Genomic DNA, 25109 nt, shown 5'->3' on the forward strand with positions numbered 1-25109 from the left:
GTTTGTAATCAACTTTCCCCCTCACACGGGAATTTCAAAAAACTATTGAGGAGGTGCTTTTTGTCCTTATTCTACCTGTAACATAATACTTAGAACCACTTCCTGATTCTCCTGTTCTAAAGATATATCTCCCATATACATCCTTGCAACCCTCCGGATATTATGCAGTCCAATTCCATGCTCCTTCCCGAATTTCGTTGTTTCCGGCAGATCACTGTCCTTATAATTTAACTCTCCCTCATATCTGTTCTTTATGGTTATCATAAAAATACTGTTTTTCCGAAAAGAAGAGATACTGATATAAGGATTTTCTCCACTTACATTTTCCATGCAATTATCCAGTGCATTGTTTAAGATCACGCTTAAATCAAATGCATTTAATTTCGTATCCCCCGGATAATGAAAATCTGATATAAAACGAATCTGCTTTTCCTTTGCTTCTCTTAACTTTTCCATCAGAATCACATCAATGACAGGACTCCCCGTTTTTATCTCAGGAGATATTTCATTCCACTCCTTTTTCAAATGCTCCATATATTCTGCTGCATCATCCATATGATTCTCTGCCACAAGATGTTCCAGCATCTGTATATGATTCCCCATGTCATGACGCAGGCTGCGGATATCCTGATACAGCTTTTCCACTTCCCCGATATGCTTTTTCATATCACTGACCTGATTTAATACCAGCTCCTGACCTGTCTGTTCTTCCTGTGCCACCTTCCAGTTTTGAAACATCGTAGTCATAACAAGAATTGCTATGATAGAGATAAAATAATGCACAAAGCTTAAAGCTCCATAAAATCCATAGGTATCTGTCAGGCTCTTTCCTGTATCTTTTTCATAAATATTCAGATAATATTGCAGAATGCCATATCCTGTAACTCCCACAAGAGAAGGTATGATGAGCATTACCAGCTCTTTAACGTTCATTTCATCATTTTTGTATACATATGCTTTATTGATCAGACCGATTGCAACTGCAAGGAAAACGATACAAAGCACAATATCCAGAATTCTCGTTCCAACATAAAGTCCATATTGCAGCCATTGTCTTCCTGCAATCGTATTCCCAAAAACCAGAGCTTTTGTGATAAAATCATCCAGTCTGTCTGCCATTGCAACCGCAAGCCAACGGATAGAAAAAAATGTCACTGCAAGAAATATTTTCTGATAGATGTTTCTTCTGTCCTGTACATACATCACAAGAAATGCAGCCACAACCCCCAGCATATATGCAGAAAAATTGCCAATCTGCTGCGGTATCAGATACAGCACAGACATAATTCCAATATAAACAATACTGACCAGAGCAGCTTCCCTTTTCTTTTTCATATATGGATATACAAAAACACCAAAACAGATTCCTGTAATAATCAAAATTGCAATAACAGAAAACTTCGATGTGATCATCCAACATCTTTCCACTAAACTCATCTGACTTCATTTCCTTTCCTCTGGTTATACTTCAGATACCTCCTCACAAACTCCGGATAATTCTTTTTTGCAATCAATGCAGTTCCATTTTTCATAGTTACACAAGTTGCATCATATTTTTCTACATATTTAAAATGTACAAGATAGGCTCTGTGTGTTCGGAAAAAATCTGTTCCTGCCATATCACTTAATTCCTGTAATTTACCATAGTATTCAATATCCGTACTTCGTGTATGGATAATAACTTTCCGGTTATACACCTCGGCATACACAATATCACGCAGAAAAATCTTTATATGACTTCCGGCGGTCTGTACCATAATATACTTTTCGTCTTTTTCAAGTCTGGAACTCCTTTTTATGTTATGGACTGCCTTTGTCACAACCTCTTTCAATTTCTCATCGGAAAATGGCTTAACCAGATAATGAAATGCTCCGACATCAAATGCCTGAAAAACATACTCCTCTGCTGCTGTCACAAAAATGAGTATCATATTCTCATTGTCCTGACGAAGCATCTTTGCCGTTTCCATCCCATCCATTCCCGGCATCTGAATATCCAGAAAAAGAATATCCGGCTTACTGCCACTTGCGATCAGTTCATCACCCGATAAATATTTATCTATAACCGCATCCGGCAATAACTTTTTTATCTTTTCTTCCAGTATCTGAACCATAGATACTTCATCATCACAGATAGCTATTTGCATTTTGCCACTTCCTTTTTGTCTGATAAATATATTTATTATATCGGACGAACAGATTATATCTGCCACAGTTGTTGTGAAATGACCTTTTTTTGTTGTGAAAAGAGCAGTAAACCATTATTGGTTCACTGCCCTGTCTTTTAGTCATGTCTGCACTATTAAAGAAATGAAATAAACTCCTTCATTGGTATACGCTGGGATTCGTGTCTATTTGCATCTGCTTTATCTTTTAACTTATCGGAATACTACTTTTATCTAGAGTAGTAGTAATTTATGAACTCAATGCCGCTACCAGCGATGAATATCTTTCCGTTTTTTATCTACTATTTACTAAAACGCAATCAACAATCTAAATCTGCAAATCAATAGTATTTCCTTCATTATTGTTCTTTTCCTTTGATTCCTCTGCGGATATATCTGCCTTTATTTTGCTATAAGAAACATTTCCTTTCGCTTTTTCGCCATACTCTTCCTTCAAACGGGCTAACTCATCATTATAAATTGATGTAAACACTCTTGCTCTTGCAAATTCTTCATCTGTACTTATAGCTTTCCAGTTTCTTGACTCTGGATTATAAGAAAGCGTTTTATTACCTTTTGAATCCCAAAACATACATGCAGCATTCATTTTGCCACCAGTTTTTTTCATGCTTGATTCATATATAGCCTTTCTATCAGGAGATACTGTTTCTCCATGCTGCATACACAATTTTCGATAAGCATCATCATCCCTTTTTCCAGTAGCAAACTCTTTTCTTGCAAGTTCTTTTATTGCTTCGTCAAATTCTTCCTCTGACATCGCTGGTTTATCTCGTTTTGTCATGATAGTATCCCAGTTTGGTTTGGTAAAATTAATGTCCACAGGCTTAAATCTTAATGAGAAATTACCATAATCACATTGTGCTAACGGATCATTTGAACTTGCTTTTTTCCCGAACATCTGCTGAACCATTTGAGCATATTGCGAATAATTATCTCTTGTTATCTGCATAATATTATTCCTCCATATTGGCATATATTTCATCTGTTCCAAATTCACTAAATCAAAAAATCAACCCTTCCGCCGATTTTATTCTCCTCCGGTTTGATAGAATCCCTGTCAATATTTTTGATCTTATCCAAAAGTTCTTCTTTTGAATTTTCCTGAACTGTAGTTTTTCGTACTTCGATTTGCTTGGACTGTTCCTTTTTCTTTGCCTCTTTTTTCTCCTCAGCTTTCTTTTCCTGAATCTTTTCAAGATATTCTTTCTGACTGGCTGATGATTTTTCCAATTGTGCAAAGAAGGTTGTAGTTCCGTCACTATTAAAAGAGATGCCAAATTTTGTTATTTTTGTATCAGCATCTGCATTGCCGTTAGTCTTACCGAATGTTCTTTCAAATCCGAACTGGGCATTGATTTCATCTGACATGCGCAAAGCTCCCTCAATGCTATGCATTTTTTCTGCATAATATTTCGGATCAGACGCCATCTTCTCCATTTCTTCCTTTGAGAAAATAACCGTATACTCCTTATCACTTTGGGCTAAAATATCTTTGGCATTATCACCATTTTCAAAATCGGCAACCATAAAATCCATGTCGTTTCTTGATCCACGCAAATTCTCCAGCATTTTTTGTGCCGCTTTACTGAGATTTTTTTCAGCGATGCTTTCAGTCGTATTTTTCTTTAATTTCGTATTTTCTGTTTGTTTGTGCTGTTTCTTTTTCTTATTTGCCGTACCAGTCTTGTAGTTGTTCTGGTAACTTGCATAAGCAGCCGTGGTTGTGCTTACATTCATTGACATATCCGGTGTCCTCCTTGTACATATCACATCGTAAATCCGTTTACCTGTTCTTTTCTATATATCGGCATAATTGTTTCGATTATGAATCTTATCATAAAGTTCTGGACTTCACGTGAAAAATCAAAAGTGCCACCTGGCACTGCTCCTATGCTCATTTTTTCCTTGCGCACAATATTTATTTTATGCTCTGGCTTCAAAAGAAGGTCTATCCTGATCCAAATAATCCGGCATCTCTCTCAATTCTGAACTTCCATTCTCTTTTACGAAATTATATTCGCTCCAATAAATAGAATAAAATTCATCTTTTTTTGCAAGTTCCGCTGGTGTCATCTCTTAGCCCCAGCCATTTCCAAGATTAGATAATACCGTTACTCCCTGATACTGAATTTCAGCACCATAACCACCAGTAGTTAGAATTGGGCAATTCAATGTTCCTCCTCCTGCCAGTGCAAACTGTTTTTCAGCAAAATTACTGCTTTTTCCTTCTGCCTTCTCCAAAAAATCCAATAGTGATAATTCTCCACATCCTTTACATTTCGGATTGCCAGTTTGTTTTTTTATAGTATTTTTAGCCTGTTCATATAATTGCTTTCTATCAGGTGCAACATCTGATAGATATTCTGCCCGTAAACCAAGAACCTGTCTGGAAATATATTCTGACTCTGTCTTATTTGTTGTCGTAGCTGCTCGTCGTGCCAGTTCTCTAATTTCACTAACAAATTCCGTCTGCGTTTTTGAGCTTTTCCCTTTTGTTGGAATAAAAGACCAATTCGGTTCTCCGTTACTGCATGAGGAAATTAATTGTTCTTTTCTAATAGCTCCTATACCTGACAACAATACACTCATTAACTCAACTCCTTATTTGACACTTCATAATCACCAAATATGTCGTTAATTCTTGTTTCATATGCGTACCATCGTGTAAATACAGACATATTCCCCAGGAAATTTTTAACTTTAAAAGTGTCTTCTGACTTCGGATAATAATCTTCCATTAAATCCCAGACATTGCGAATTTCCCCTTCCGATTCGGTGCGTAACGTCTGAAACGGAACCTTTAAATCGTAATTATTCTCTCCGATTGTTATTTTCAGATTTCCACTAAATTTATTGTCCTCTGTAAAAGACGTTACCTGTTCCTTGAAAAACATCTTAAAATTCTCAGGCGGTATCGCTGATTCCTTTGCCAGACTGCTCCTGCCAGCCTGATTTCTAAATTCAAAATTCCATGTGCTGTTAAAATCAAAACCACCGTCTAATGTAAGGCTGGAATTTGCTTCGATTTTATCACAGTCAATTTCACCTAATTTCCATTTATCAGTCATCTGTTGGACAGATTCCCTCAATGCCGCATTGGTTTCATTGCATTGATAGTAATAATCTGAATTATAATAAGTCCAGTCACTGTGGCTATCAGAATAGTATTTCTCATTCAATGATTTTCCTTCCTGATAGTTCGCCAGACTTGCTGCCCTTGCATTTTCTTTTGCAAATATCTCATACATCTCACTTACGATCTGTGTATTATCTGCTTCATTGGTTCCAGATGTCTGGTGCTGACTTGTCCAATAGGTACGCATGGAAGTACAACATTCCTCAAAATAGGAATTAAGTTCCTCTCTGCTCACCTTTCCGGCATAAAAATCGGTCATATGACTGGATATATCTTTCTGCATATCATAACCAAAGGAATCTCCGAAGGTACTCTTGGGCATCCCTGTCACTACATTAAATTTTTGATAACAGTCACATACATATACCAGTGGTTCTGCCATTTTCTCAAAAGTGTCTTTTCTGGTTTGGATTTCTTTTGTCAAATCCTTTACCTTTTCTTTGTATTCATCATATTTGCCTGCATCATTTACAATATTATTTACGTTGTTTGAAGCAAGCGCTCCGATGTAAAGTGTACTGTCTCTCATACATTATCCTCTCTAACTGCTACCAACTTACTTTTAGTTTTTCTAATTTTTCCAGAAAAGCAACATAAAACTCTCTTTCTTTCATACAAGCTCGCTGAACTTCGATACTTTTCGGAACATATTCCCGTGGGTGATCTAAATCGTAAAGAGCCTGACTCGTTGCCTGAATTGCAGACTCTGTTGTATTTCCCAAAATGTCGATGTTATCCGCATCTCCATCTCCTTTAAGCTGTTTATTCAGCCTTTGTACCATCATCTGCGATATATGGCTCAACATTCCATTTTTCTTTATTCCCATGCCGTTTGCATTTACATCCTTAGCAGCTTCCATCCATGCATCTTTTACATCCCGTGGAGTATTCGGTCCAATCATATCAAATGCTTTTTCATCAAAGTCTGCTTCTGCCATATATGGATTTATATTTTCATTTTTCTGAACCGCACATTCCGTACTAAATTGAGGGATATTATTCTGCTTATGTCTAGTTTCATACGACACGCCATTCATAGAATAATTAGAATTAATCTGCATAGTGCAAGTCCTCCTTATTAATCACATGACACTTTATAATTAACATAATCACCGTCACTTTCATAATGGCTCATTAGATTTTTTGTTTCCTGAACATTGCCATACATTGCTCATTCCCATATAAGACACATTATTAAATCACACATTTTACGCTTTCATATCGAAGTTGCCTTGTGATATTATGTCTTCGTTTATACTGCCAGCCTTTTCTTCACTATTTAATGCTTTTCTCGCCTCGCTAAATGCCTCATAATATGTCATTTTCAATGCTGAATGCACCTGTGACTCTGCTTTTGTTTCTTTTTCCTGCCAGCCTACTCCCCCTGTATAAGTTAAAACTTCTTCACCATCTTCATTGTATACATGAATTGCCGAGCCTGTCCCTGTTCCCTGATATTTTGCCCCATAAGGTATTCCAAACAGCATACAGAGCCATTTTTTGTCTGCTTCCTCAACTTCTTTCATTGCTGACATATTACCGGAATTCATTGATTGACTAAACTTTCCAATTAAGGCAGCTCTATCCGGGGCTACTTTGCTTACTTCCGCCTTCCGCAAATTCATAAATGCATTTCCCATATATACATTATCCTGTGCATCTTTTTTTGCCAGATCAACAATCTTCTCTTTTAAAGAATCCGTTAATTTCCATTTGTTTTTTTCAGAAGATTTAGAAACATTTTTATTCGATGTGTTCCACACTTTTGCTGTGCTATAATTATTTGATATTTCCATTTAATTGAATCACCTCTCTGTTGCACTGTCTATATCCGCTGTAATCTCAACTTCCTCATCATCGGCAAAAGGATTCTGTCCTGTCATCCCGGTTCCATATGCATACAGCATTCTTGTAAACTGATATCTTGTATGTTCATCAAAATGATTCAGTGTCTCTGTATCTTCTCCCTTTACATCTCCATTGCAAAAATCAACAAACTCATTTTTGCTGCCATCTTTTGTAGATAATTTACCTGTCTTTGTGTTATAAATGAAATTATAGGTGCTTCCTACTCCAGTTACATTCATAAAACATCCTCCATCTTTCCGCCTCATAAATACTATTTATCTTTTTATTCGTCATTTCTCGTCTAATTCTGTATATCCATTGTCTGACTATTTTCTTTCTGAATTTTATTAGCGTTTGTTTTCATTATCAGATTTGCATTATCCATATAATTAGATATAATTAGATATTTTCATGTTTTTACCTTTCTGCCAATGCATCAAATGTTTAAACTCTGCTTTTCGTTAAGTAACTATTGTTTCTAAGTCACAGAATACCATGCCCTTTTCCTATTATCAGCATCACATTGATAGGATATTAACTGTTTCATATCCTTTAACCCACCTTTACCATATAGGATGCTCAAAGTCATATCTGACACATTATTCCAGCCTTTTACTGACATAGTCGAAACTAAATCATGTATCCAATTTTTCATCTGCTGCTTATACTCTTTTGGAACCTTTCCAGTATCTTCAACAGCATGATTAACTAAATCCAATATGTCCTCTCCTGACTCTGTGTAATATGTACCATTTTTCTCCTCAAGCTTATCTAATTCATATCCCGTATAACTATACACCTGATGATATGCTTCGTATTTCATTTTTGATTCTTTTGTTATCTGAGTGCTTTCGCAGCCATCTTGTGTCGAACAATAGTAAATATGCTTATAGAGATTTTTTCCGTTATCTCCCACATTTAATGCATTTTGCATCCGCATCTTTGTTTCTTCATCTACACCGTCTACCGTTATTTCATAACTATATGGATCAACAGTAAAAGTACAATCTTTCGTAATAGAAGATGTATCTACACCAGCCTGCTTTAAAATATTTGAAATTTGCGAATTTACCAATGCTCTTTCAAATTGAATTTTATCCGAATCTACACTGTCACCATCTACTTCAATTCCCCTAAACAAAGAATCCTGATAATTTACACCATTTATCTTTCCTGTTCGCCACATCTGCATTTCATAATTATATGCAATCCTTCGTTCTGTATCGGTCAAATTAGTCTCATAATAATCTGAACTCTTATCAAAATACTTGGCATGAATATAATTTTCAGGATTGGAATGTGTTTTTGCTTCTGCGCCAAGCTTTGAATATTTTTCCGTTAATGCTCCCCTAAAAGCCTTACCTGTACTCATATATTCACTTGTTTTCGCATTAATCTGTGTCCCTGCATTATCAATTATTTTTTGATTTGTTTTTTGGGCTGAAGCTATATAGGATTTTAAGTCAATGCTTTTGTCAACATTTGTATTATGTGTTCTTCCGTTTGTATTTTTTACAAGCTTTTCCTTTCCTGATGCGCTTATCGTTAAAGTATCTCTTGTACCGCTGCAACCTGCATCTTGACTTCTTGTAGTTTTTCGTTGTTGCCCATACAGCGTATTAATGAATGACTGATTGGTATAAATTCGACTATTAAAAAAAATATTCATAATATCACCTATATCCTTAATATGACTTATATCATGTTCCATTCTTTTATAATTTCATCGGCACTATTCTTCTCATATTTTATACGTTCTGCACCAACTACGATTTTTTTGCACCAACTACGATTTGAGCACAAAAAAAGGACGAAACCGCCCTTTTTACGAATTCAGAAACAAATCTGCTACAAATTTGTTTCCATCCTGTTTTAATTGTAAATTCCCATCATACTTATCTATGCTCTGTTTCACATTTAAGAGTCCTATCCCCCTGCCTTTTCCCTTATCTGATACCGGCATACGTTTTTTCCATTTTACATTTCCACAACTGTTTTCTATATGAACTACCGTCATCTTATGATAGGCACTGATTTTAATAAAAATGTATTTTTCTCCGTCAACATTTGCAGCAGCTTCAATCGCATTGTCCAGCAGATTTCCGAAAATAGTTGTTATGTCTATCGGCTCTATGTAAGATAATTCTACATTGTCTATCTTAATGTCCGAATGTATCCCTTTCTCCTGCATGACAGCATTTTTATCTGTCAGCAGAATGTTCAATATCGGATTCTCTGTGTAAGACATAGGAATCAGTGGTGCCAGTGTACTTCTGATTGCCTCTGCATATTCGCCAGCCGTATGCTCCCTCTCTGTTCCATACAAATTCTCGATAGCCCTGATATGCTTATCCACATCATGTAATATCCGTATTGTCTGATTATATTTTTCAGTCTGTGCCAGATAATACTCATACTGCATTTTTGCCTGTTGCTCCAATGCCTTTACGCGGTTTTCATAGTGTTTCTTTTCGTCTGCCATTTTGACATAATACAAAAGATACAGGTCAGCTAAAACGATGCACCCCATATTTACCGCTGACAGATAGCTTTTCTGCCCATCCCTAAAATTCTGCACAATCACAAGCATATTGACCAGACTGTAAAAAAACAGGATTCCATATATGATATATTGTTCTCTGGAACAGGCTGCCTCTGTCCTTTTTATCAATCTGTTTATCAAAACATAGTATAGGAAAATCAGCACTATCTTTGAAAATGCCACTTCCAGACAATATTGCATGACAACATCAATATTTAAAATTCCACCAATCTGCAAAAAACAGTGTAACAGAAGCACTCCCAGCGTTTCACATACAGACATACATAAAACCAGTACTTCACTCTCAGTAATTCTGCGGATTGGTCTGTCTGCATCTTCGTAATACAGAAAATATACCGTTACACCAACTCCAACAAACCATATCAGCAGATTCAATATTGCAAAGTTCAGCATATTTATGTAAAATGCAGTAATTCCCATCGCTATCTCTGCCGCTATATACAAAGTTCTATTGCTGTAACTTTTCTTATATCTTTCATTCATAAATTGAAAAAGAATTGTACAGATAATAAAACAGGAAAGTCCATTACATATCACAAATAAAATCTTATCCATCTTCTATTCTCTCCTCTGGGTTTTCTGCAAAAATTTATTCATTTCTTCCCGAAAATCAGAGCTTCTTTTTTGTGCAAGGGACAGTTCTTTCCCATTGTCCAGATAAATATGAAATCCCTGTATCTTCTCAATATGTCTCACATTTATAAGACAGCCTCTGTGATTTACCGCAAAATCATATGGATGTAATTCTTCCACAAGATTTTCAAATGTACATTCACATTCATATCTGCAATCTTCCATAATAATTGCTGCTTTTCTGGATCTTTTTATGTACTCAAAATATAATATCTCGTTTAATTTCAAACAAACACAACCTGCTTTTGTTCCTGATTCATCTAGTATTTCAAATTCCTTTTCTATTTCCGGATATTTCTCCTGCCCCAGAATTTCCATAATCTGCGTTTTCATTTCTTCTTCATTGATCGGTTTACACAGAAAAGAAAACGCATGTACCTTATTAATCGCCTGTGCCATGTATTCTTCATAACTGGTGATGTATATAATTTTTATATCATGATTTTTTTCTTTCAGCTTTCTTCCGAGCATAATTCCGCCCAGTTCTTCCATGGAAATATCCAGTATTCCGATATCAATCTTGTCATTACTGTTCAGCAGCTCATTCGCCGACAGAAACGACCGTATCTGATACTGAACCTGATATTCTGAAAGAATCTTATCCAACATCAGCGTCGCTTTGTCAAGATCTTCCTTATCATCATCACATATCACTACTTCTAACAATCCAATCTCCTCCCTGTAATAACTTTTGTTTTTCTATTATACCATATCGGCACTTTTTATAATTGCCGATATGGTATGATCATCAAAATTATTTTTACCTTTCCCCTCTGTCACGCTTCCTCGTGCTCTGTCTGCCATACGCTTTCGTTCCATGGTATTTCTTTCTGGCTTCCAGTTCCTCTAAGAATTCATCATATACACTCATCTTATAACGGATACTCTTCATCTTAGCCGCATCATATCCCATCCTGTTCTTATATGCTTCAAACTCCTGTGACGTGTCCTCTGTTGGCGGCGGAAGCTGTCTGACACGCTCCTGTATGGACATCTTCGTATAATCTGGTGGTATCTCCTGCTCTTCTTTATGGGAAGTCGGTTCTGTCTGTTCTTCTAATGCTATTCCCTGCCACTCCCGGTTAAATTCATCAAACGCAGCACCATAGAACACTTCCTCCTCGTCATCACGAATGTTCTCTTTCTCACAGAACCGGTCAAAGCCCTCATATACACTGATATCCCCTTCTGGCTTTTCATATTCCTTTTGAACACTCCCTGCTGTATCTATACCGACACTTTCCTTAACATCAGATATATCCCATTCCGCATAATCATCATATCTTCCGGATTCCTGCTCGATATCAGCCTTTATGCGTTCATACTCCAGTCTGCTTTTTTCCTTCTTTTTCAGATATTCAGTTATCCCTGCGACAGTAAATCTTGCACCAAGCCTGCTCCCTCTGACCGCCATCGGCTTTCCTTTTTTATCCGTCCTGTATTTCAGGGCATAGGATATGGTATTGCCCCGGAGCCGAACATCCATCAGATAATACACCTTCGCATAATCAATCACATCCTGCAAAGTCTTATTCTCCGGTCTGTTCATGGCATTTCGCAGAAGCACCTTTATTTCTTCCCGAAACGACAGCTTATCACGCTTTTTCATCTGATATTCTGCGAAGCTCTGGCGCTCCCTGTCTTTATCCTTTACATAATAGCTGTCACGATACGAATGAACCAGTCCACGCTTCCTGCACTGTTCCCCGAAATATCTGCACATTTCCTTCAGCTCTGCCGGTCCCCGTCTGAAGGACTTTCCATCTTTCACATTGCAGTTGCTCACCAGAAAATGCACATGTGTATGTGCTGTATCTGTATGCACTGCAAACAATACCTCATATCCTTTTGAACAGAAGAACTCCCTCGCAAAATCCTCTGCTATTTTATATGCCTGCTCATAGGTCAGTCTGTCATTATCCTCCGGGTGAAAGGATATCGAAAGCTTCTGTGCCAGTATCTCCTTCTGCTTATACCTGCTGTACCTTTTGTCATGCATCTTTCTTGTTATAAGCAGGCTGTTTGCAAAGTTATCTCGGTTACAGCCGAAAGCTTTATACAGGTGTGGTTCTGTCTTTACCACACCATCTTCCACCTGCTCTTTTCTTCTGCCTAAAATATAATCGGCAGCACTTTTCAGCTGTGCCACCGATTTGCAATAGCTGTAATTCACATTTACATTGCCATATACATCGCCCATTACAATGTACCTCTCTTTCCTCTTTATTCTTGTTTATATACTTGTTTCTGCTGTCGTTTTATCTCATAACAACTTCTCTGTAATCTTCAACAGCAGGTCTTCTATCTTCTTTAAAAATACATTGGTTGCCTGAAACTGAATATCCGAGAACACTCCCGGATATATATTGATGGTATAAGCAATCTGGTTGATATTGACTCCCTGTTTCTTCATTTCATGCACTGCCTGTGCCAGCAGCTCCCGGATATCCTTTAGTGTCACACCATCCACACGCTTTCCGTCATATACATCAAGAAGATAGTTAAGGAAATCTGCATTTCCCTTATATCCGCTTGCTTCCTTTATCCTGTCAAATCTCTTTTTTTAATGCTTCATCCACTCGAATGTAGATAATCTCGTCTCTTGCTCTGTTTGCCATATAAGTCCTCCTATCTGTCTAAAAAGTGTAATAGTCACTTCCTGTCACATGAAAAAAGCAGACACATGACATACATCACATATCTGCTCATTGCATCCTGTTATTCTGTTTTTATATCCATCTGGCTACATATCTTCCTGATGATATAACCCTTTACTGCGGGTGTGCCCTCTTTCTTTGACTGTGGCTCCACTTTTTTGTATGGATATAGCTATATCTGTAATTCCGGCTACATTCCGCCACATTATTATTGCCATATGCTGCCGCTTTTAAGCTGTACCGCAGCCATTGTTTAGAAATTCTCCGCAGGCAGGGCACATCATCCCATCTGTCAGCCTGCTGTAAAAAACACAGCAGACTTCCGAAAGCCATTCTGCGCTTACCGCTCCGACTGGCTTTCCCACATCTCTTTTTTTGCCAGAAGAAATCTCTCTCCTGTGTTTCGATGTGGTTTGGATGATATAGGCAGGTAGTACCGCTGGCTTGCCAACTCGTCAAAAAAAGGAAGCGAAAATGCCTTACGGCATCCCCGCTTCCTTTTTCTTCCTCATTGTCTTCACCATCGGTGCTACCTGCTTAAGGGGCACAGCCCCCTAAGAACCCCCACCGGATAAATATTGCCACCTGCAAAGGTGGTATCAATATTTTCCGGCTTTATAGCCTTCGTCCCATAGAATCTTCTGCACTTTTGCTTTACACACCAAAGCTGTAATCAAGAAATTCATTATCCTCCGGTTCTTCCTCTGCTGATTCCCCCAGAACCGCTTCGGCAGTATGCCCCTGCTTAATTCTGCCATTTCCATTGCCATTTGCAGGGCTTGGCATTACCGGCATACCTGCATTTGCACCTGCCACAGTGCTCTGAAATCCTGCCGTAAGCACTGCCTGTTGCTGAATCAGATACATTCCCGCCAGTGTCGGAAGATTTGCCAATGTTTTTTCAGCCACCTACGCTACGATGCGTTCCACAAAAGCATCTTCTTTTTCCCTTGTTTCAAGATACGGATCACGCTTTTTTCGCAGATGCCTTTCGTAATAGTCATTGATGGCACAGATAACAAATTCATTCTGTGACTTAAACTCTTTTTCCACCTCATCAGAGTGAAGCAGGCTCCATGCCTGCATTGCACTCTCACTGTTCCGGTTAAATCGGACATTCTTATTCCATGATTTTTCTGCCATTTACATCGCCTTCTTTCTCTGCTGATGCTTTAAGATCATATAGCAGTAATACTCATACCCCTTTGCATTAGCTCTGATATCATGGTCAAATGTCACTCTGTCCATATCATACTCGCCAAATGCCTCTACAATCCTTGCACCACCGCCCATAACATACAGCCTCATCTTCTGCTCATTGTACTCATAATCACGCAGCTTCTGGAAAATCTGCACTGCATACTCTTTTGCAGCTTCCACCATCAAACCTGCATATGGTTGTGCAATATCTGTCTCCCCAGTGCGGAGGAAATTCTCAATTACCTCGTGCATCAGTTCCGTTCCGGTATTATCACGAACCTTATTTAAGATAGCTTTCTCACACTGATACACTCCCAGCTTTTCTGTCCAGGACTTGCTTTCCATAGGTCTGCCATTGTTCAGATACATCAGGTTCATTGTTCCGTTTCCGATATCCACAAGAAGGTTCATTCCCTTGAAGTCTTTCAGGTTCTCCGCTACCGCAGAGTAGCACTGCGGCATTACCGTACAGCCTGTGAACTCCATTTCATAGGTTCTGTCCTTGTAGCCGACTTTTACAATTCTCTCTTTCATCATATAATCCCGGAAGGTATCTCTCTGTGCCTGCACCCATTTCAGCGGAAGTCCTACCGCAAGGTGGATACGGACAGCATTTCTTCTGTCCGTATAGCCTCTTGCTTCCAGCTCTTTCACAACTGCCGCCATTGTAAGCACATAGTTATCATCATCTGTCACTTTGTCTGTAACAAATCCTTTGTGTCCTTCCCCGATGATATAGTATCTGCCATTCCATTCAATAAAGTCTCTGGCAAATACCGGAGCCTTATCACTCACACTTACCGCAGTCGGAAATACCCTTCTTGCGGTCTTAAAATTACCATAGCCTGCATCTACTCCAATAATCAGACTCCCGTTCATCTTATATTCTCTGATTTTCTCTGTCATAATAAAATCCTCTCTTTCTTAAATTGCATATTTTTCTTTTACCTCTTCTGCTGTTGGGAAAATCCCGGTATCAACATATACTTTGTTTTCCCCGGCAACTACCTCTGCGATATGCGTATCATTATCTGCCATAAGCAGTTTTTCCGCTTTTGCACTCGCATTCTCCAAAGCTTCTTTTATCTCAGCCTCCTGCACCTTTGCACGGATTGCTTTTGTTTTTGGCATGAACTTTGCCCTGCGCCGCCTCTGATACATGGCATTACGCTCACGGAGTCTTTGTTTTTCCTTTATTTCAGCCAGTTCTTCTTCCGTCAGTTCCTGTGCCGGAAGTTCCACTTTACCGATGAAGTTAAGGTAAATCTCTATCTCCATCACACGCTCGCCATCAATCTTTTCCGCTTTGTGGACAAGTATCTTATCCACAAATTCATTGATGATGACAGGTGTTAATTCCGTGATATCCGTGTATTTATGGACTAGTGCCAGAAATTCCTCCGTCCGGTCTGTATCCTCGTCATACTGCGTAAGCTGCTCCCTGCATGTCTTAATGGACTGCTCCAGTTCTGCCTGTTCCTTTTCATACCCTGCCGATAGCATTTCATATCTTTTGTCAGGCAGTCTGCCAAGGGCATTGTCCTCATACACTTTTTTAAGAAGGATATCAAGCTCTGCATACCGCTTCTCCTGATGCTTTAACGCAGCCTTCAGCTTCTTCGCCTCACTCTGTTCCCGGATTTCTGATGCACTGCGGATGCTTTCGACAAATGCTCTCTCATCCATCCTTACACTTTTACACGCATACTGAATGGTTTCAAGCACAAGCTGGTCAATCACCTTTGCCTGTATATTGTGCGAACAGCAGACCTTTCCTGACTGGTCATGGCTGTTATTATAATTGCCGCAGTTATAACAGGCTGGAGTTGTTCTGACACTGCCATCCGGCAGTCCTCTCCAGTTTCTTCCGGCACGCTTTCCCTCATTACGATAATGCATCTTTCCACCGCAGTCCGCACAGAAAATCTTACCCACAAACGGATTTGTCTCGCCCTCTGTGTTTATCCTGCGTTTGGTCTTTCTAAGCTCCTGCACCATATACCATGTTTTTCTGTCAATGATCGCCTCATGGGTATCCGTAAAGACCACTATCTCGTCACTGTCATTTCTTACAGCAGTCTTATCCTTATAGGAAAGCTTCTTTGTACGGAAATTCACAGTATCTCCCATATATTCCGGTTTTTCAAGCATTCTTACGACACTTACTCCTGCCCATTCATATGGCTTTGACATATCACACCGGTTCTTGTAACATCCATATCCCCGCTTTGCCTGATAATATGAAGGTTTTTCCACCTTTTCCTCAGTCAGTATCCTTGCAATCTGATATGGTCCGATTCCCTCAACTGCCATCCGGAATATCCTGCGGACAACTGCCGCAGCTTCCTCGTCAATGAGCCAGTGATTCTTATCTTCCGGATCTTTGATATATCCGTATGGTGGATTGTTGGTAATTGGTTTCCCGTCCCTGCCCTTTGCCTGCAATACTGCCTTTATCTTGCGGCTGCAGTCACGCAGATACCATTCGTTCATGATATTTAAAAAAGGGGCGAATTCGCTGCTGGTGTTGATATCACTGTCAACACCATTAGAGATAGCAACGAAATGGACACCTTTTTCCCGAAAGAATACCTCCGTGTAAAATCCTACCTGTAGGTAATCCCTGCCGACTCGGCTCATATCCTTTACAATGACTGTGCCAATGCTTCCGTCCTCAATCTGCCGGAGCATTTCTTTCCATCCCGGTCTGTCAAAATTTCCACCGGAATATCCGTCATCTGTAAAATGCACCAAATCGGTATATCCATTACTCTTTGCATAGTCCTCCAGCATTTTCTTCTGGTTCACTATACTGTTGCTGTCTCCCGCAAGCTCATCGTCCCTTGAGAGTCGCTCATAAAGAGCAGTTATTCTGTTTTTCGATTTGTCAGTTGTCTGTCTGGTTCTGTTCATGCCGAACTCCCTTCCGGCAACTGACTCATTTGTGGTAGCTCTATCTTATCATAATCCGCTTTCTCTGTCAGCACCTCTCTTGAAATAATATGGGAAATCTTGTCCGAAAAGGTATCTGTACTGTTTTCACTCGTTAATACCCTGATTTTGTAAACTGTACCACCAATCCTGCGATAAAAAAATCCAGCTTCACATGAGCCGGACTTTCTATTGCCATTATTTAGTTTTTCTGCCTCCATAATCAATCCTTGCCTTTCTCTCTGATAAAAATTATAATTGTTTCATGCTTCCGTTTCGTGTAACCGAAGCTTTTATTTATCCATACTTCATAGCCTTTTTGCTCCTTTCTGTAATTGCTTTAGTGATAAAAAGAATTACTCTCTTCACTAATAGGAGAAATACGGCTACAAAATCGGAAGTGTTTTGAAATTATTTTTGAAAAAAATTTTTAAGGACTGATTAAATTGCCAAAATATGAGGAACTAAAAGCTTTCCGCAAACAAAACTTAATACCGGAATACAACGATTCTTCCAGTGAGAAAACTATGCTGCACAGGGAAGCTCGTGCATTGGCAATCAGCCGTCTTGAAGAAAGTGCACGAACCGAGGAAGAATTCGCAAATGTTATATCGTGGTGGGATAAACTTGATGACAACAGGGAACGCAGAGAGCGATACCATGAAATCGGACGCTCTGAAGTACCGCTTGAATGGCACGCCTCTGATTATGTCCTGCCCGGTAATGCCAACTATGACATGGTACTGTGGCAACAGATACTTGCCGGCGATTTTATTGATTATATCTTTGATGAGCCGGATTACATCCATGAGCTTGTACGCAGTCAGGATTTATGCCTGATATTAAAGAATATGAAAGAACACCAGAAACAGCTTTTGTACTATGTGATTGTCCGGTCATACTCCACTCTCCAATACGCTGAGCTGAATGGAAAAACAGACCGCAATGTGCGTGGTGTAAGGGAAACTGCCATAAAGCAGATAAGAAAGAAATATAAGACTGCTCTCGAAACAAGGCTGCTTCATCTGCCTTGGACACTTACATTGGACGAAAAATATTTTTTTGAAAACGGGGTAAGAACTAAAGACGAAAAGAATTCTGAAAAACAGTGACTATGCTGCCTGAAATATATAACAGGGTAATATGATACTTTTAATGTTTTGTCAAAAAAAATTGCGTTGAAATTTCAGAATGATAACCCTTGACCTATAATGTGTAATCGAATAGAATTGTTAATAGATTACAGTTTCTTTATATAGAAGTTATACGAATTGAATTTCAGACGATTGCTCTGATTCCAGTGAAATCAGATTGGAGGCTTTTCATGAAAAATCTATTTGAACATACCAGTTCCCCATGGATACGGTACAGCAGTTATGAATACCGCACTGCCGAAGATGGAACTTTGTATATTGTAGTATCTGCGGATGCCAAACCAGAAATGTATAACCCTATGAAAGATGCAGAATCACTTGTACTGGCTGCTGTCAATATCGGTTTGCAGGTCATGCATAAAGCACCAGAAGATGAACTGAAAAGTATGGTTCTTCGTTTCATCAATTCCTACGGATTTTTAGGCTTTATGACTGCACTTCCGACAACTGCGGAATTTATCACCTATGAATCTGTATATCTTCCAAAAAACCATTTTATTAAAGAAGAATCTCTATCAACAGAAAGTTATCTCGATTATTTTTATCCGTTTGATAAGATGGATTTTCACAAAAAAGGGGTAGAATCAAGTTGGTCGGTATCCGACAAGGATGGCATTGCAATCGCACTTGCAACGGGAAAGAATCCACAGGCTGTTACGATGAGTTTTCAGAAAGAATATGCAGAACGCTATGACTGGCTGGTGAAAGAATTTTCCGACTGGGCATTTACCTTTACCACAAGTTTCTTATATTATATGGACTACGACAGTCTTGATGAACAGACAAAAAAACTGTATCGTCAGGGTATGTCTGCATTTGGCGGAATATCCCCGACTTACCATATCTCATTAGCGGAAAATGCCCCGGTTATCGTATGGAACTTCCATTCCCTGCTCGTCATGATCCAGATGTGCTTTTCTTTTATGCTTACGGATTCTGACTGCGATATGAAGCTGTGTAAGCACTGTGGCAGGGCATTTATCGCAAGCCGTAAGGGAAATGAGTTCTGCTCTCCGAAATGCAAGAATCAGTATAATGTCTATAAGACAAGGGCTAAGAAAAATAAAACAGATGAATAATGAATAAATGACATATCTGGAGGAAATACTATGGACAATATGATTAGAATTGATAAAGATTATATCGAATGGCTGAAACATGTTAAAAAAAGATTTAAAAATACACAAATAAAAGCATCTATCAAGGTTAATGACGAGTTGCTTAGGTTTTACTGGTCAATCGGCAAGGATATCGTTAACATGCAGGCTGAAAGCAAATGGGGCGGTGCTTTTTTTGAAACTTTAAGTGAAGATTTAAAAAAGATGTTCCCAGGTGCAAAAGGATTTTCAACCACTAATTTGAGATACATGAAAAGATACTACAATTTATTTGGTGAAATTCTGCCCCAACTTGGGGCAGAATTACCGGAGGCTACAAATCTGCCTCAAGTTGGGGCAGAAATATATGCCATTCCATGGGGACATATAAAATTAATTGTTGATAAATGCAAAGATGAACCCGAAAAAGCAATGTTCTTCGTTGATGAAGTAATAAAGAATAACTGGTCAAGAGCTGTTCTTCTAAACTTCCTTGACACTAATCTATATGAACGCCAAGGCAAGGCAATAAGTAATTTTCAAACAACACTACCGGCTTACACCGGTGATTTAGCTCAGGAAATAACAAAAGATCCTTACAATTTTGATTTTATTGCTTTAAATCGTGACTATAACGAAAAAGAATTAAAAGATGCCCTGACCGAAAAGGTTATGAATCTTTTAATTGAAATGGGAAAAGGGTTCGCCTTTGTCGGTCGAGAATACCCTTTACCTATAGAAGGCACAGAGGAATATATTGATTTGTTATTCTACCACCTAAACCTACATTGTTATGTCGTAGTAGAGGTCAAAATAAAAGAATTCAAATCTCGTGATATTGGTCAGATAGGTACTTATATAAACATTGTTGACGATATTGTCAAAATGGATTCCGATGGAAAAACTATTGGCTTGATCATCTGCAAAGAAAAAAATAATGTATTAGCCAAATATGCTGTTAACAGTTCCAACAAACCAATAGCAATTTCAGCATACGAATTATCGAATTTCTTACCAGAAAATCTTGCAACATTACTGCCTTCAACGGATGAGCTGGAATCTCGATTACTGCTAGATGAAGCAGTCAATGAGAATGATAATAACAACCAATAGCTCCATTCTCGTATATATGGTAAGACAAAGCAGGAACCATGACGATTCCTGCTTTATTCTTATCTATAAATCAGATCATGCAACACTACTTCCTCTGCTCTGCTCCGGATGTTATTCATCTTCCGCACCCATCCGAGCTGATCTACTGACTTCAAGTGCTCCGTCACACTTTCACGCTCAGCCATTCTTACCGTAAGCATATCCATCATGTCATTGCATTCCATATCTACTTCTTCCAGATGTTTCCACAATTTTTCCGTAAGAACCAGATGTGTATACATGGCATGATGATTTTCAAACAAATACCTCTGTCGCATTCTGCCATATTTGCCAATCTGATAATTGCTTCCATCTTCCAATTCCAAATCTGGAATCAATACATCGCCTTCCCAATGATATGTTAACTCCATACGCTGCTCCTTCCTTTGTGCTAAATGTTTACAGTTTCAATTAAAAGAGTATCACCTTCTTAATACAACATCTGCAATCTATCATTCACCACAAATGAGCCAGCCGCCTATGTTGTGTTATATTAGCAGATGGAGGTTTCCGCTAAACAACACTGTTTTGGGAAATCTGACATCTACACTTCACAACATATCACTTCCAATCCGTATTCTTGTAAAATCAGGTTTACAGTCCCAGCAGCTGTTTCTTCTTCGCTTCGAATTCCTCTGCCGTAATGACACCTGCATCCAGCAGTGCCTTATACTTAGGCAGTGCCACGGTGGGATCCTCTGCCTGTACCGGTGCGGCCTGCGGTGCACTCTGCGTACTCCGGGTTGAGGCGTGGGGATCGATTACCTGTTCCTGTGCCTGCGGATCGATGATCTGCATCAGGTTCTGTGCCAGTGCATGCAATCCTTCTGTCTTCTGGGTATAATCATCCAGATAGTCGATGGTGCTGGGCTGATTGGAATCGAACTTCGGTGCTCCTGTCTCTTTGTAGAAACTCTTCCAGTAAGGATGATCCAGTGTGATCTCCACAGCGAATTTCTCCACCGGATTCGGAATATTAAAGTCCGGCTCGGTCATACGGTCTCTGTAATCCGGATCATCTCTTCTGAAGTTATCGTCTCTTCTGCTGTCCTCCATACTGCGACGCATTTCCTCCATCATCTCATACTGATGACGCAGCATTCTGTATTCGTCGATCCTGGGCTTTAACTCATTTAAACGTTCCTTGATATCACTCTTGCAGCTCCGGAAGTTCCCCTTTTCTCCTTCGTACAATACCTCGCCGTCCTCCAGAATACGGAAGGACTTAATGTCGGAGGGCTCCAATGCAAATGCCGTGTCAACAACTCCCAGCCGCAGCAGCTGATGATCCATATCCAGCAGCAGACTGCCCTTGAAAAAGCCGAAGTCATAACGGTAAGTCTCCGTGAAACTGTCACGCAGAGGCTTATTGGCATCATAACAGTTGATATATTCCCGGAATTCATCCAGCGTCATGGAATTCAGTACGCCGTCCGGCAGATCGATCTTGGCTGCACACTCCTTACAGAGATTCTGCCCTTCCACTGCGGATGCCAGCAGTCTCGGTGTCGGATTTCCGCAGATTGGACATAACTTTTTGTTGTTTGTAAATAATCCCATCGTTTTACCCTCCTTAAGAATGTATGTGGATTACATGATCTCAATTAACTTTTTCCGGTGAAACCCGCAGATTCCCGCTGCTATACGATCCGGTATTCTGTGAAGCATACTATTGTAGTTTTCCACGGAATCGTTATAAATCAGTCCACTGGTCTCCACCATATGTTCATAGCTTTTTGCTGCTTTCCAGTACTTCTGATAAGTCTCCTGTGCCTGCAAAAGCGGCATGCCTTCCAAGATCTCTGCAATTTTTTTCTGTACTCTCAATAATTCTCTCTGTTGTTCTGCCACCCATTCCGGCAGTCCGGCCTCTCCGGCAGTCTGTGCACTCTCCAGCGAATGTTTCATTCTCCGGAAAGTCTCCGCATCCATGGTCTGTCCGAGAAACTCCGCCAATCCTTCCAGTGCCTCCCGCTCTGCGGAGAGCTGTACCAGAGTCTGGTACATGGCATTCCGGATATTTTCTTCCTGTGTCTCCAGCTTACGCCGCACCGACAATAGCCAGACACCAAAAAGGGAGGCAAGCAGCAACACGATAATCACAATTTCCATCGTTAACTCTCCCTCCCCTTTTCGTCTTTTTAAGATCTTTTCAAACTATCTTACTGTACAAAATAAAGTCCGTCATAACCATTCATATCAGACATAGCGATCAGTGTTACAGTATCTCCCACCTCAGACAAAAATCCGGCATAGGTAACCTCTGTTCCACCAAAATCAAGTGTCATCTTGATAGCTGTGTTGTCATCGGAATACTCATAAGTACCTTCTGCATTTCCGCCGCCCTGTACCATGGTAACTGCACCGTCTTCACCAAATACAAGCTGTAAGGTACCGCCATAAGTCTCCAGTGTTGCGTTCAGATCCTCTTCTTCCATCTCAACACCATCGATCATACCGCCGGCAAAGTTCCATTCCGTACCACTCAGATCCGGGATTTCCATAACTGCCACCTGTAACAGGGGACCGCCCTCTGCTTCTGTACCTGTCTCTGCTACAGTCTCTGTGGGAGCTTCTGCCACTTCCTGGGTCTGTACTTCCTGGGTCTGTACTTCCTGGGTCTGTACTTCCTGGGTCACTTCTTCGTTGGTGTTCTCCACAATTACCTCTTCCTCACCGCAGGCTGTCAAAGACAATGCCAGTACCAGTCCCATTGCGCATGCAAAATATTTTTTCTTCATAATTGTTTCCTCCTTCTTACAACAGTTCTCTGTTGTCTGAAGATAGTGTACCTTATTTTTTCCATTTATGACCGTTTTTGACACCAATCGACCCAAATATGACATGAAACGACCGGAGAAAAAATTCTCCGGTCGTTTTATGCTAAAAATGTCTGGTTTTTACGAAAAAAATAGGAAAAAAATTTGTCTTTCAGTTCCGAATATTTTCCATGCGGAATCGGGATCTGGGTACCGTCCGACAGGATCACAGCTTTGTTAGATATGCTCTTTACATAATCCATATTGATCATATATGACCTGTGGCAACGGACAAAGCATTCATAATCCTTCAACTGTTCGCACAAATCGTCCAGTTTACCAACGCTGTCCAGTACTTCTCCGTCTTCTTTGTGAAGCAGCAGATTCCTCCCCGTTACCTCGCAGTACTTCAGTTTGTCCAGTTCCAGCCTTGTGATTCCCGTCTTACATCGCAGGATCAGACTGTTCTTTTCATTCTTGAGGCACTCCCTGAGTACCGAATCCATCAATCGGTAGAAGCTCTCCTGCCAGATAGGCTTCAACTGATAAAAATAGGCCCCCACTTCATAGGAATCCACAGCGTATTCCGAAGAGGATGTCAGATAAATGATCTTCACCGAAGTATCATACTTACGGATCTCTCTGGCGGCACTGATTCCATCCTGTCCTGGCATCAGAACATCCAGAAATATAATATCCAGCCGGGTCCCCCGCTCTACTTCCGACAGCAATTCCAGCGGACTGTGAAATGCTGCATAAGTAATATCCTGATTCCGTTCTACCCGATATCTGTCCATCAGAACGCTTAATTCTTTAAGTACTGACAGATCGTCATCACAAAAAGCTACTTTTATCATGATTCTTCCTTTGCCGCACAAACCGATGCAGCTCATTCGTTTTATCGTATGTGTCTTGACATGTTTTTCTACGCTTATTACAATAATTATATCCGTACATCGATGTACGATGCAAGGATAATTTTGAGAAAGGCATATTTTTGATGTCATCAAACGAAGAAAACGGAAAAAGTGAAAAAAGACTGATGTCCATCGGAGAAGTCTCCAAAGCGATCGGCATCACCAGAAGAATCATATTGAACTACGAAGCCAAAGGTCTCCTGCTTCCGGATAAAAAAGAAGGAACTGCCGGGAATCGCTATTATACCCCGGATTCCATCTCCCTGATCCGCTCCATCCGGGTACTGCAGAATTTAGGGCTGTCCCTGGATGAGATCTCCTCCTATTATAATGGATCCACGGATCTGGAACCATTGATCGAACGTCTGGAAGCCTTACGAGACGGCCTGACGCAGAGTATCGAGAAGTTAAAGCAACGTACTGCGTCCCCGGCTGCTTCCGTGATACAGTTTCTTACCCTCCCCGCCCAGACGGTGTACTGCCGCAAGGGGGCTTTTAACGGAGTGGAAGAACGCAAAGAATTCCTGCGGGAGGTCTTTATGGAAGCCATTCATCTGTACGGCTCCGACAGCAGTAAGCGGATGTTTTTCATTGAGTACAATCTGGAACATCCGGAAGAATTCACCTGTTGTATCTCCGTACCTCCTGCCAGCAAGGGAGAACATGTGGTGCATCTGCCGGAGCAGAAAGCTCTCGGCATCTTCTATCACGGCTGTTACGAATCACTCCCGGATGCCCGTAGAAAACTGTCTGCCTACGCAGCTGCGCAGAATCTGTCTCTGTCAGGCACGGTACGGCATACTTATCTGGAAGGTCCTCCCCAGCATAAGGATCCGGCGAATTTTATCACTCAGGTGGCTCTTGTTTTACAATGAT

29 protein-coding genes are annotated in these 25109 nt (G+C 40.0%); 4 read left to right on the forward strand and 25 right to left on the reverse strand.

Features of this window, described 5'->3' with window-relative positions; genetic code table 11:
* Nucleotides 1–66 precede the first annotated feature (66 nt).
* The 20 genes from DWZ61_RS15955 to DWZ61_RS16045 form a co-directional block, all read right to left on the reverse strand.
* Nucleotides 67–1437, reverse strand: a complete 1371-nt coding sequence (locus tag DWZ61_RS15955; RefSeq protein ID WP_118539627.1) for a GHKL domain-containing protein — start codon at nt 1435–1437, stop codon at nt 67–69.
* The gene (locus tag DWZ61_RS15960; protein WP_055193281.1) at nt 1434–2147 is read right to left on the reverse strand and encodes a LytTR family DNA-binding domain-containing protein; all 714 of its coding nucleotides are present in this window, start codon (nt 2145–2147) and stop codon (nt 1434–1436) included. Before DWZ61_RS15960 ends, DWZ61_RS15955 begins: the two co-directional genes overlap by 4 nt.
* Nucleotides 2148–2493: 346 nt before the next feature.
* Nucleotides 2494–3135, reverse strand: coding sequence for a hypothetical protein (locus tag DWZ61_RS15965; RefSeq protein ID WP_227061398.1), 642 nt, complete (start codon nt 3133–3135; stop codon nt 2494–2496).
* 47 nt (nt 3136–3182) lie between these two features.
* Nucleotides 3183–3929, reverse strand: a complete 747-nt coding sequence (locus tag DWZ61_RS15970; protein WP_172594765.1) for a DUF6033 family protein — start codon at nt 3927–3929, stop codon at nt 3183–3185.
* A gap of 180 nt (nt 3930–4109) precedes the next feature.
* A complete protein-coding gene (locus tag DWZ61_RS20295) occupies nt 4110–4259 on the reverse strand; it encodes a hypothetical protein (RefSeq protein WP_172594766.1) in 150 nt (49 codons plus the stop codon).
* A gap of 3 nt (nt 4260–4262) precedes the next feature.
* A complete protein-coding gene (locus tag DWZ61_RS15975; protein WP_118539629.1) occupies nt 4263–4775 on the reverse strand; it encodes a hypothetical protein in 513 nt (170 codons plus the stop codon).
* On the reverse strand, nt 4775–5851 hold the full coding sequence (locus DWZ61_RS15980) for a hypothetical protein (RefSeq protein ID WP_117466569.1): 1077 nt from the start codon (nt 5849–5851) through the stop codon (nt 4775–4777). The genes DWZ61_RS15975 and DWZ61_RS15980 overlap by 1 nt, the downstream gene beginning before the upstream one ends.
* A 19-nt stretch (nt 5852–5870) precedes the next feature.
* Nucleotides 5871–6383, reverse strand: coding sequence for a hypothetical protein (locus DWZ61_RS15985; RefSeq protein ID WP_118539631.1), 513 nt, complete (start codon nt 6381–6383; stop codon nt 5871–5873).
* A gap of 147 nt (nt 6384–6530) precedes the next feature.
* A complete protein-coding gene (locus DWZ61_RS15990; RefSeq protein ID WP_117466571.1) occupies nt 6531–7118 on the reverse strand; it encodes a hypothetical protein in 588 nt (195 codons plus the stop codon).
* A 9-nt stretch (nt 7119–7127) separates the two neighbouring features.
* Entirely contained in the window at nt 7128–7409 is a 282-nt protein-coding gene (locus tag DWZ61_RS15995) for a hypothetical protein (RefSeq protein WP_227061400.1), read from the reverse strand.
* Nucleotides 7410–7648: 239 nt separating this feature from the next.
* A complete protein-coding gene (locus DWZ61_RS16000) occupies nt 7649–8881 on the reverse strand; it encodes a DUF4885 family protein (RefSeq protein ID WP_242993691.1) in 1233 nt (410 codons plus the stop codon).
* Between the two features lie 114 nt (nt 8882–8995).
* The gene (locus DWZ61_RS16005) at nt 8996–10153 is read right to left on the reverse strand and encodes a sensor histidine kinase (protein WP_243026438.1); all 1158 of its coding nucleotides are present in this window, start codon (nt 10151–10153) and stop codon (nt 8996–8998) included.
* A gap of 138 nt (nt 10154–10291) precedes the next feature.
* Nucleotides 10292–11032 carry a LytTR family DNA-binding domain-containing protein gene (locus DWZ61_RS16010; RefSeq protein WP_118539635.1) on the reverse strand — a complete coding sequence of 247 codons (741 nt, stop codon included), beginning with the start codon at nt 11030–11032 and terminating at the stop codon, nt 10292–10294.
* Between the two features lie 94 nt (nt 11033–11126).
* Entirely contained in the window at nt 11127–12566 is a 1440-nt protein-coding gene (locus DWZ61_RS16015) for a relaxase/mobilization nuclease domain-containing protein (RefSeq protein ID WP_118539637.1), read from the reverse strand.
* A gap of 63 nt (nt 12567–12629) precedes the next feature.
* On the reverse strand, nt 12630–12836 hold the full coding sequence (locus DWZ61_RS16020) for a hypothetical protein (RefSeq protein ID WP_117466575.1): 207 nt from the start codon (nt 12834–12836) through the stop codon (nt 12630–12632).
* An 841-nt stretch (nt 12837–13677) separates the two neighbouring features.
* On the reverse strand, nt 13678–13917 hold the full coding sequence (locus DWZ61_RS20300; RefSeq protein ID WP_242993692.1) for a hypothetical protein: 240 nt from the start codon (nt 13915–13917) through the stop codon (nt 13678–13680).
* A 15-nt stretch (nt 13918–13932) separates the two neighbouring features.
* On the reverse strand, nt 13933–14166 hold the full coding sequence (locus DWZ61_RS20305) for a hypothetical protein (protein WP_242993693.1): 234 nt from the start codon (nt 14164–14166) through the stop codon (nt 13933–13935).
* Entirely contained in the window at nt 14167–15129 is a 963-nt protein-coding gene (locus DWZ61_RS16035; protein ID WP_118539639.1) for a ParM/StbA family protein, read from the reverse strand.
* Between the two features lie 18 nt (nt 15130–15147).
* Nucleotides 15148–17136 (reverse strand): recombinase family protein, encoded by a 1989-nt coding sequence (locus DWZ61_RS16040; protein WP_118539641.1) that lies wholly within the window; start codon nt 17134–17136, stop codon nt 15148–15150.
* Nucleotides 17133–17375 carry a transposon-encoded TnpW family protein gene (locus DWZ61_RS16045; protein WP_117466579.1) on the reverse strand — a complete coding sequence of 81 codons (243 nt, stop codon included), beginning with the start codon at nt 17373–17375 and terminating at the stop codon, nt 17133–17135. The genes DWZ61_RS16040 and DWZ61_RS16045 overlap by 4 nt, the downstream gene beginning before the upstream one ends.
* Nucleotides 17376–17600: 225 nt before the next feature.
* On the opposite strand from DWZ61_RS16045, the gene DWZ61_RS16050 reads away from it, so the two are divergent.
* The 3 genes from DWZ61_RS16050 to DWZ61_RS16060 all read left to right on the forward strand — a co-directional run bounded on the left by DWZ61_RS16050 (nt 17601) and on the right by DWZ61_RS16060 (nt 20518).
* Nucleotides 17601–18266: a sigma-70 family RNA polymerase sigma factor gene (locus DWZ61_RS16050; protein ID WP_117466580.1), complete on the forward strand. Its 666-nt coding sequence runs from the start codon at nt 17601–17603 to the stop codon at nt 18264–18266.
* Nucleotides 18267–18478: 212 nt separating this feature from the next.
* Nucleotides 18479–19387, forward strand: a complete 909-nt coding sequence (locus tag DWZ61_RS16055) for a hypothetical protein (protein ID WP_117466581.1) — start codon at nt 18479–18481, stop codon at nt 19385–19387.
* Between the two features lie 30 nt (nt 19388–19417).
* Complete coding sequence (locus tag DWZ61_RS16060) at nt 19418–20518, forward strand: PDDEXK nuclease domain-containing protein (protein WP_118539643.1); 1101 nt, start codon at nt 19418–19420, stop codon at nt 20516–20518.
* A 59-nt stretch (nt 20519–20577) separates the two neighbouring features.
* On the opposite strand, the gene DWZ61_RS16065 is transcribed toward DWZ61_RS16060, so the two are convergent.
* The 5 genes from DWZ61_RS16065 to DWZ61_RS16085 form a co-directional block, all read right to left on the reverse strand.
* Complete coding sequence (locus tag DWZ61_RS16065; RefSeq protein ID WP_022517245.1) at nt 20578–20928, reverse strand: TnpV protein; 351 nt, start codon at nt 20926–20928, stop codon at nt 20578–20580.
* Nucleotides 20929–21151: 223 nt separating this feature from the next.
* Nucleotides 21152–22117, reverse strand: coding sequence for an SHOCT domain-containing protein (locus DWZ61_RS16070; protein ID WP_172594767.1), 966 nt, complete (start codon nt 22115–22117; stop codon nt 21152–21154).
* A 30-nt stretch (nt 22118–22147) separates the two neighbouring features.
* Nucleotides 22148–22669, reverse strand: coding sequence for a LemA family protein (locus DWZ61_RS16075; protein ID WP_118539645.1), 522 nt, complete (start codon nt 22667–22669; stop codon nt 22148–22150).
* A gap of 50 nt (nt 22670–22719) precedes the next feature.
* Nucleotides 22720–23298 (reverse strand): hypothetical protein, encoded by a 579-nt coding sequence (locus DWZ61_RS16080; RefSeq protein WP_118539647.1) that lies wholly within the window; start codon nt 23296–23298, stop codon nt 22720–22722.
* Nucleotides 23299–23435: 137 nt separating this feature from the next.
* Nucleotides 23436–24173 (reverse strand): LytTR family DNA-binding domain-containing protein, encoded by a 738-nt coding sequence (locus DWZ61_RS16085; protein ID WP_022312819.1) that lies wholly within the window; start codon nt 24171–24173, stop codon nt 23436–23438.
* Between the two features lie 143 nt (nt 24174–24316).
* Between DWZ61_RS16085 and DWZ61_RS16090 the strand changes: the two genes are divergently transcribed.
* On the forward strand, nt 24317–25108 hold the full coding sequence (locus DWZ61_RS16090) for a MerR family transcriptional regulator (protein ID WP_118539649.1): 792 nt from the start codon (nt 24317–24319) through the stop codon (nt 25106–25108).
* Nucleotide 25109: the final 1 nt, after the last annotated feature.

Source organism: Clostridium sp. AF34-10BH, assembly GCF_003478095.1.
Classification (GTDB): Bacteria; Bacillota; Clostridia; order Lachnospirales; family Lachnospiraceae; genus Acetatifactor; species Acetatifactor acetigignens.

What these genes read in the sequence shown, in the direction of transcription:
- DWZ61_RS15955 (WP_118539627.1), bottom strand. Translation starts at nt 1,437, where the DNA reads ATGAGTTTAGTGGAAAGATGTTGGATGATCACATCGAAGTTTTCTGTT.
- DWZ61_RS15960 (WP_055193281.1), bottom strand. Translation starts at nt 2,147, where the DNA reads ATGCAAATAGCTATCTGTGATGATGAAGTATCTATGGTTCAGATACTG.
- DWZ61_RS15965 (WP_227061398.1), bottom strand. Translation starts at nt 3,135, where the DNA reads ATGCAGATAACAAGAGATAATTATTCGCAATATGCTCAAATGGTTCAG.
- DWZ61_RS15970 (WP_172594765.1), bottom strand. Translation starts at nt 3,929, where the DNA reads ATGTCAATGAATGTAAGCACAACCACGGCTGCTTATGCAAGTTACCAG.
- DWZ61_RS20295 (WP_172594766.1), bottom strand. Translation starts at nt 4,259, where the DNA reads ATGACACCAGCGGAACTTGCAAAAAAAGATGAATTTTATTCTATTTAT.
- DWZ61_RS15975 (WP_118539629.1), bottom strand. Translation starts at nt 4,775, where the DNA reads ATGAGTGTATTGTTGTCAGGTATAGGAGCTATTAGAAAAGAACAATTA.
- DWZ61_RS15980 (WP_117466569.1), bottom strand. Translation starts at nt 5,851, where the DNA reads ATGAGAGACAGTACACTTTACATCGGAGCGCTTGCTTCAAACAACGTA.
- DWZ61_RS15985 (WP_118539631.1), bottom strand. Translation starts at nt 6,383, where the DNA reads ATGCAGATTAATTCTAATTATTCTATGAATGGCGTGTCGTATGAAACT.
- DWZ61_RS15990 (WP_117466571.1), bottom strand. Translation starts at nt 7,118, where the DNA reads ATGGAAATATCAAATAATTATAGCACAGCAAAAGTGTGGAACACATCG.
- DWZ61_RS15995 (WP_227061400.1), bottom strand. Translation starts at nt 7,409, where the DNA reads ATGAATGTAACTGGAGTAGGAAGCACCTATAATTTCATTTATAACACA.
- DWZ61_RS16000 (WP_242993691.1), bottom strand. Translation starts at nt 8,881, where the DNA reads ATGGAACATGATATAAGTCATATTAAGGATATAGGTGATATTATGAAT.
- DWZ61_RS16005 (WP_243026438.1), bottom strand. Translation starts at nt 10,153, where the DNA reads ATGGGAATTACTGCATTTTACATAAATATGCTGAACTTTGCAATATTG.
- DWZ61_RS16015 (WP_118539637.1), bottom strand. Translation starts at nt 12,566, where the DNA reads ATGGGCGATGTATATGGCAATGTAAATGTGAATTACAGCTATTGCAAA.
- DWZ61_RS20305 (WP_242993693.1), bottom strand. Translation starts at nt 14,166, where the DNA reads ATGGCAGAAAAATCATGGAATAAGAATGTCCGATTTAACCGGAACAGT.
- DWZ61_RS16035 (WP_118539639.1), bottom strand. Translation starts at nt 15,129, where the DNA reads ATGACAGAGAAAATCAGAGAATATAAGATGAACGGGAGTCTGATTATT.
- DWZ61_RS16040 (WP_118539641.1), bottom strand. Translation starts at nt 17,136, where the DNA reads ATGAACAGAACCAGACAGACAACTGACAAATCGAAAAACAGAATAACT.
- DWZ61_RS16045 (WP_117466579.1), bottom strand. Translation starts at nt 17,375, where the DNA reads ATGGAGGCAGAAAAACTAAATAATGGCAATAGAAAGTCCGGCTCATGT.
- DWZ61_RS16055 (WP_117466581.1), top strand. Translation starts at nt 18,479, where the DNA reads ATGAAAAATCTATTTGAACATACCAGTTCCCCATGGATACGGTACAGC.
- DWZ61_RS16060 (WP_118539643.1), top strand. Translation starts at nt 19,418, where the DNA reads ATGGACAATATGATTAGAATTGATAAAGATTATATCGAATGGCTGAAA.
- DWZ61_RS16065 (WP_022517245.1), bottom strand. Translation starts at nt 20,928, where the DNA reads ATGGAGTTAACATATCATTGGGAAGGCGATGTATTGATTCCAGATTTG.
- DWZ61_RS16070 (WP_172594767.1), bottom strand. Translation starts at nt 22,117, where the DNA reads ATGGGATTATTTACAAACAACAAAAAGTTATGTCCAATCTGCGGAAAT.
- DWZ61_RS16075 (WP_118539645.1), bottom strand. Translation starts at nt 22,669, where the DNA reads ATGGAAATTGTGATTATCGTGTTGCTGCTTGCCTCCCTTTTTGGTGTC.
- DWZ61_RS16080 (WP_118539647.1), bottom strand. Translation starts at nt 23,298, where the DNA reads ATGAAGAAAAAATATTTTGCATGCGCAATGGGACTGGTACTGGCATTG.
- DWZ61_RS16085 (WP_022312819.1), bottom strand. Translation starts at nt 24,173, where the DNA reads ATGATAAAAGTAGCTTTTTGTGATGACGATCTGTCAGTACTTAAAGAA.
- DWZ61_RS16090 (WP_118539649.1), top strand. Translation starts at nt 24,317, where the DNA reads ATGTCATCAAACGAAGAAAACGGAAAAAGTGAAAAAAGACTGATGTCC.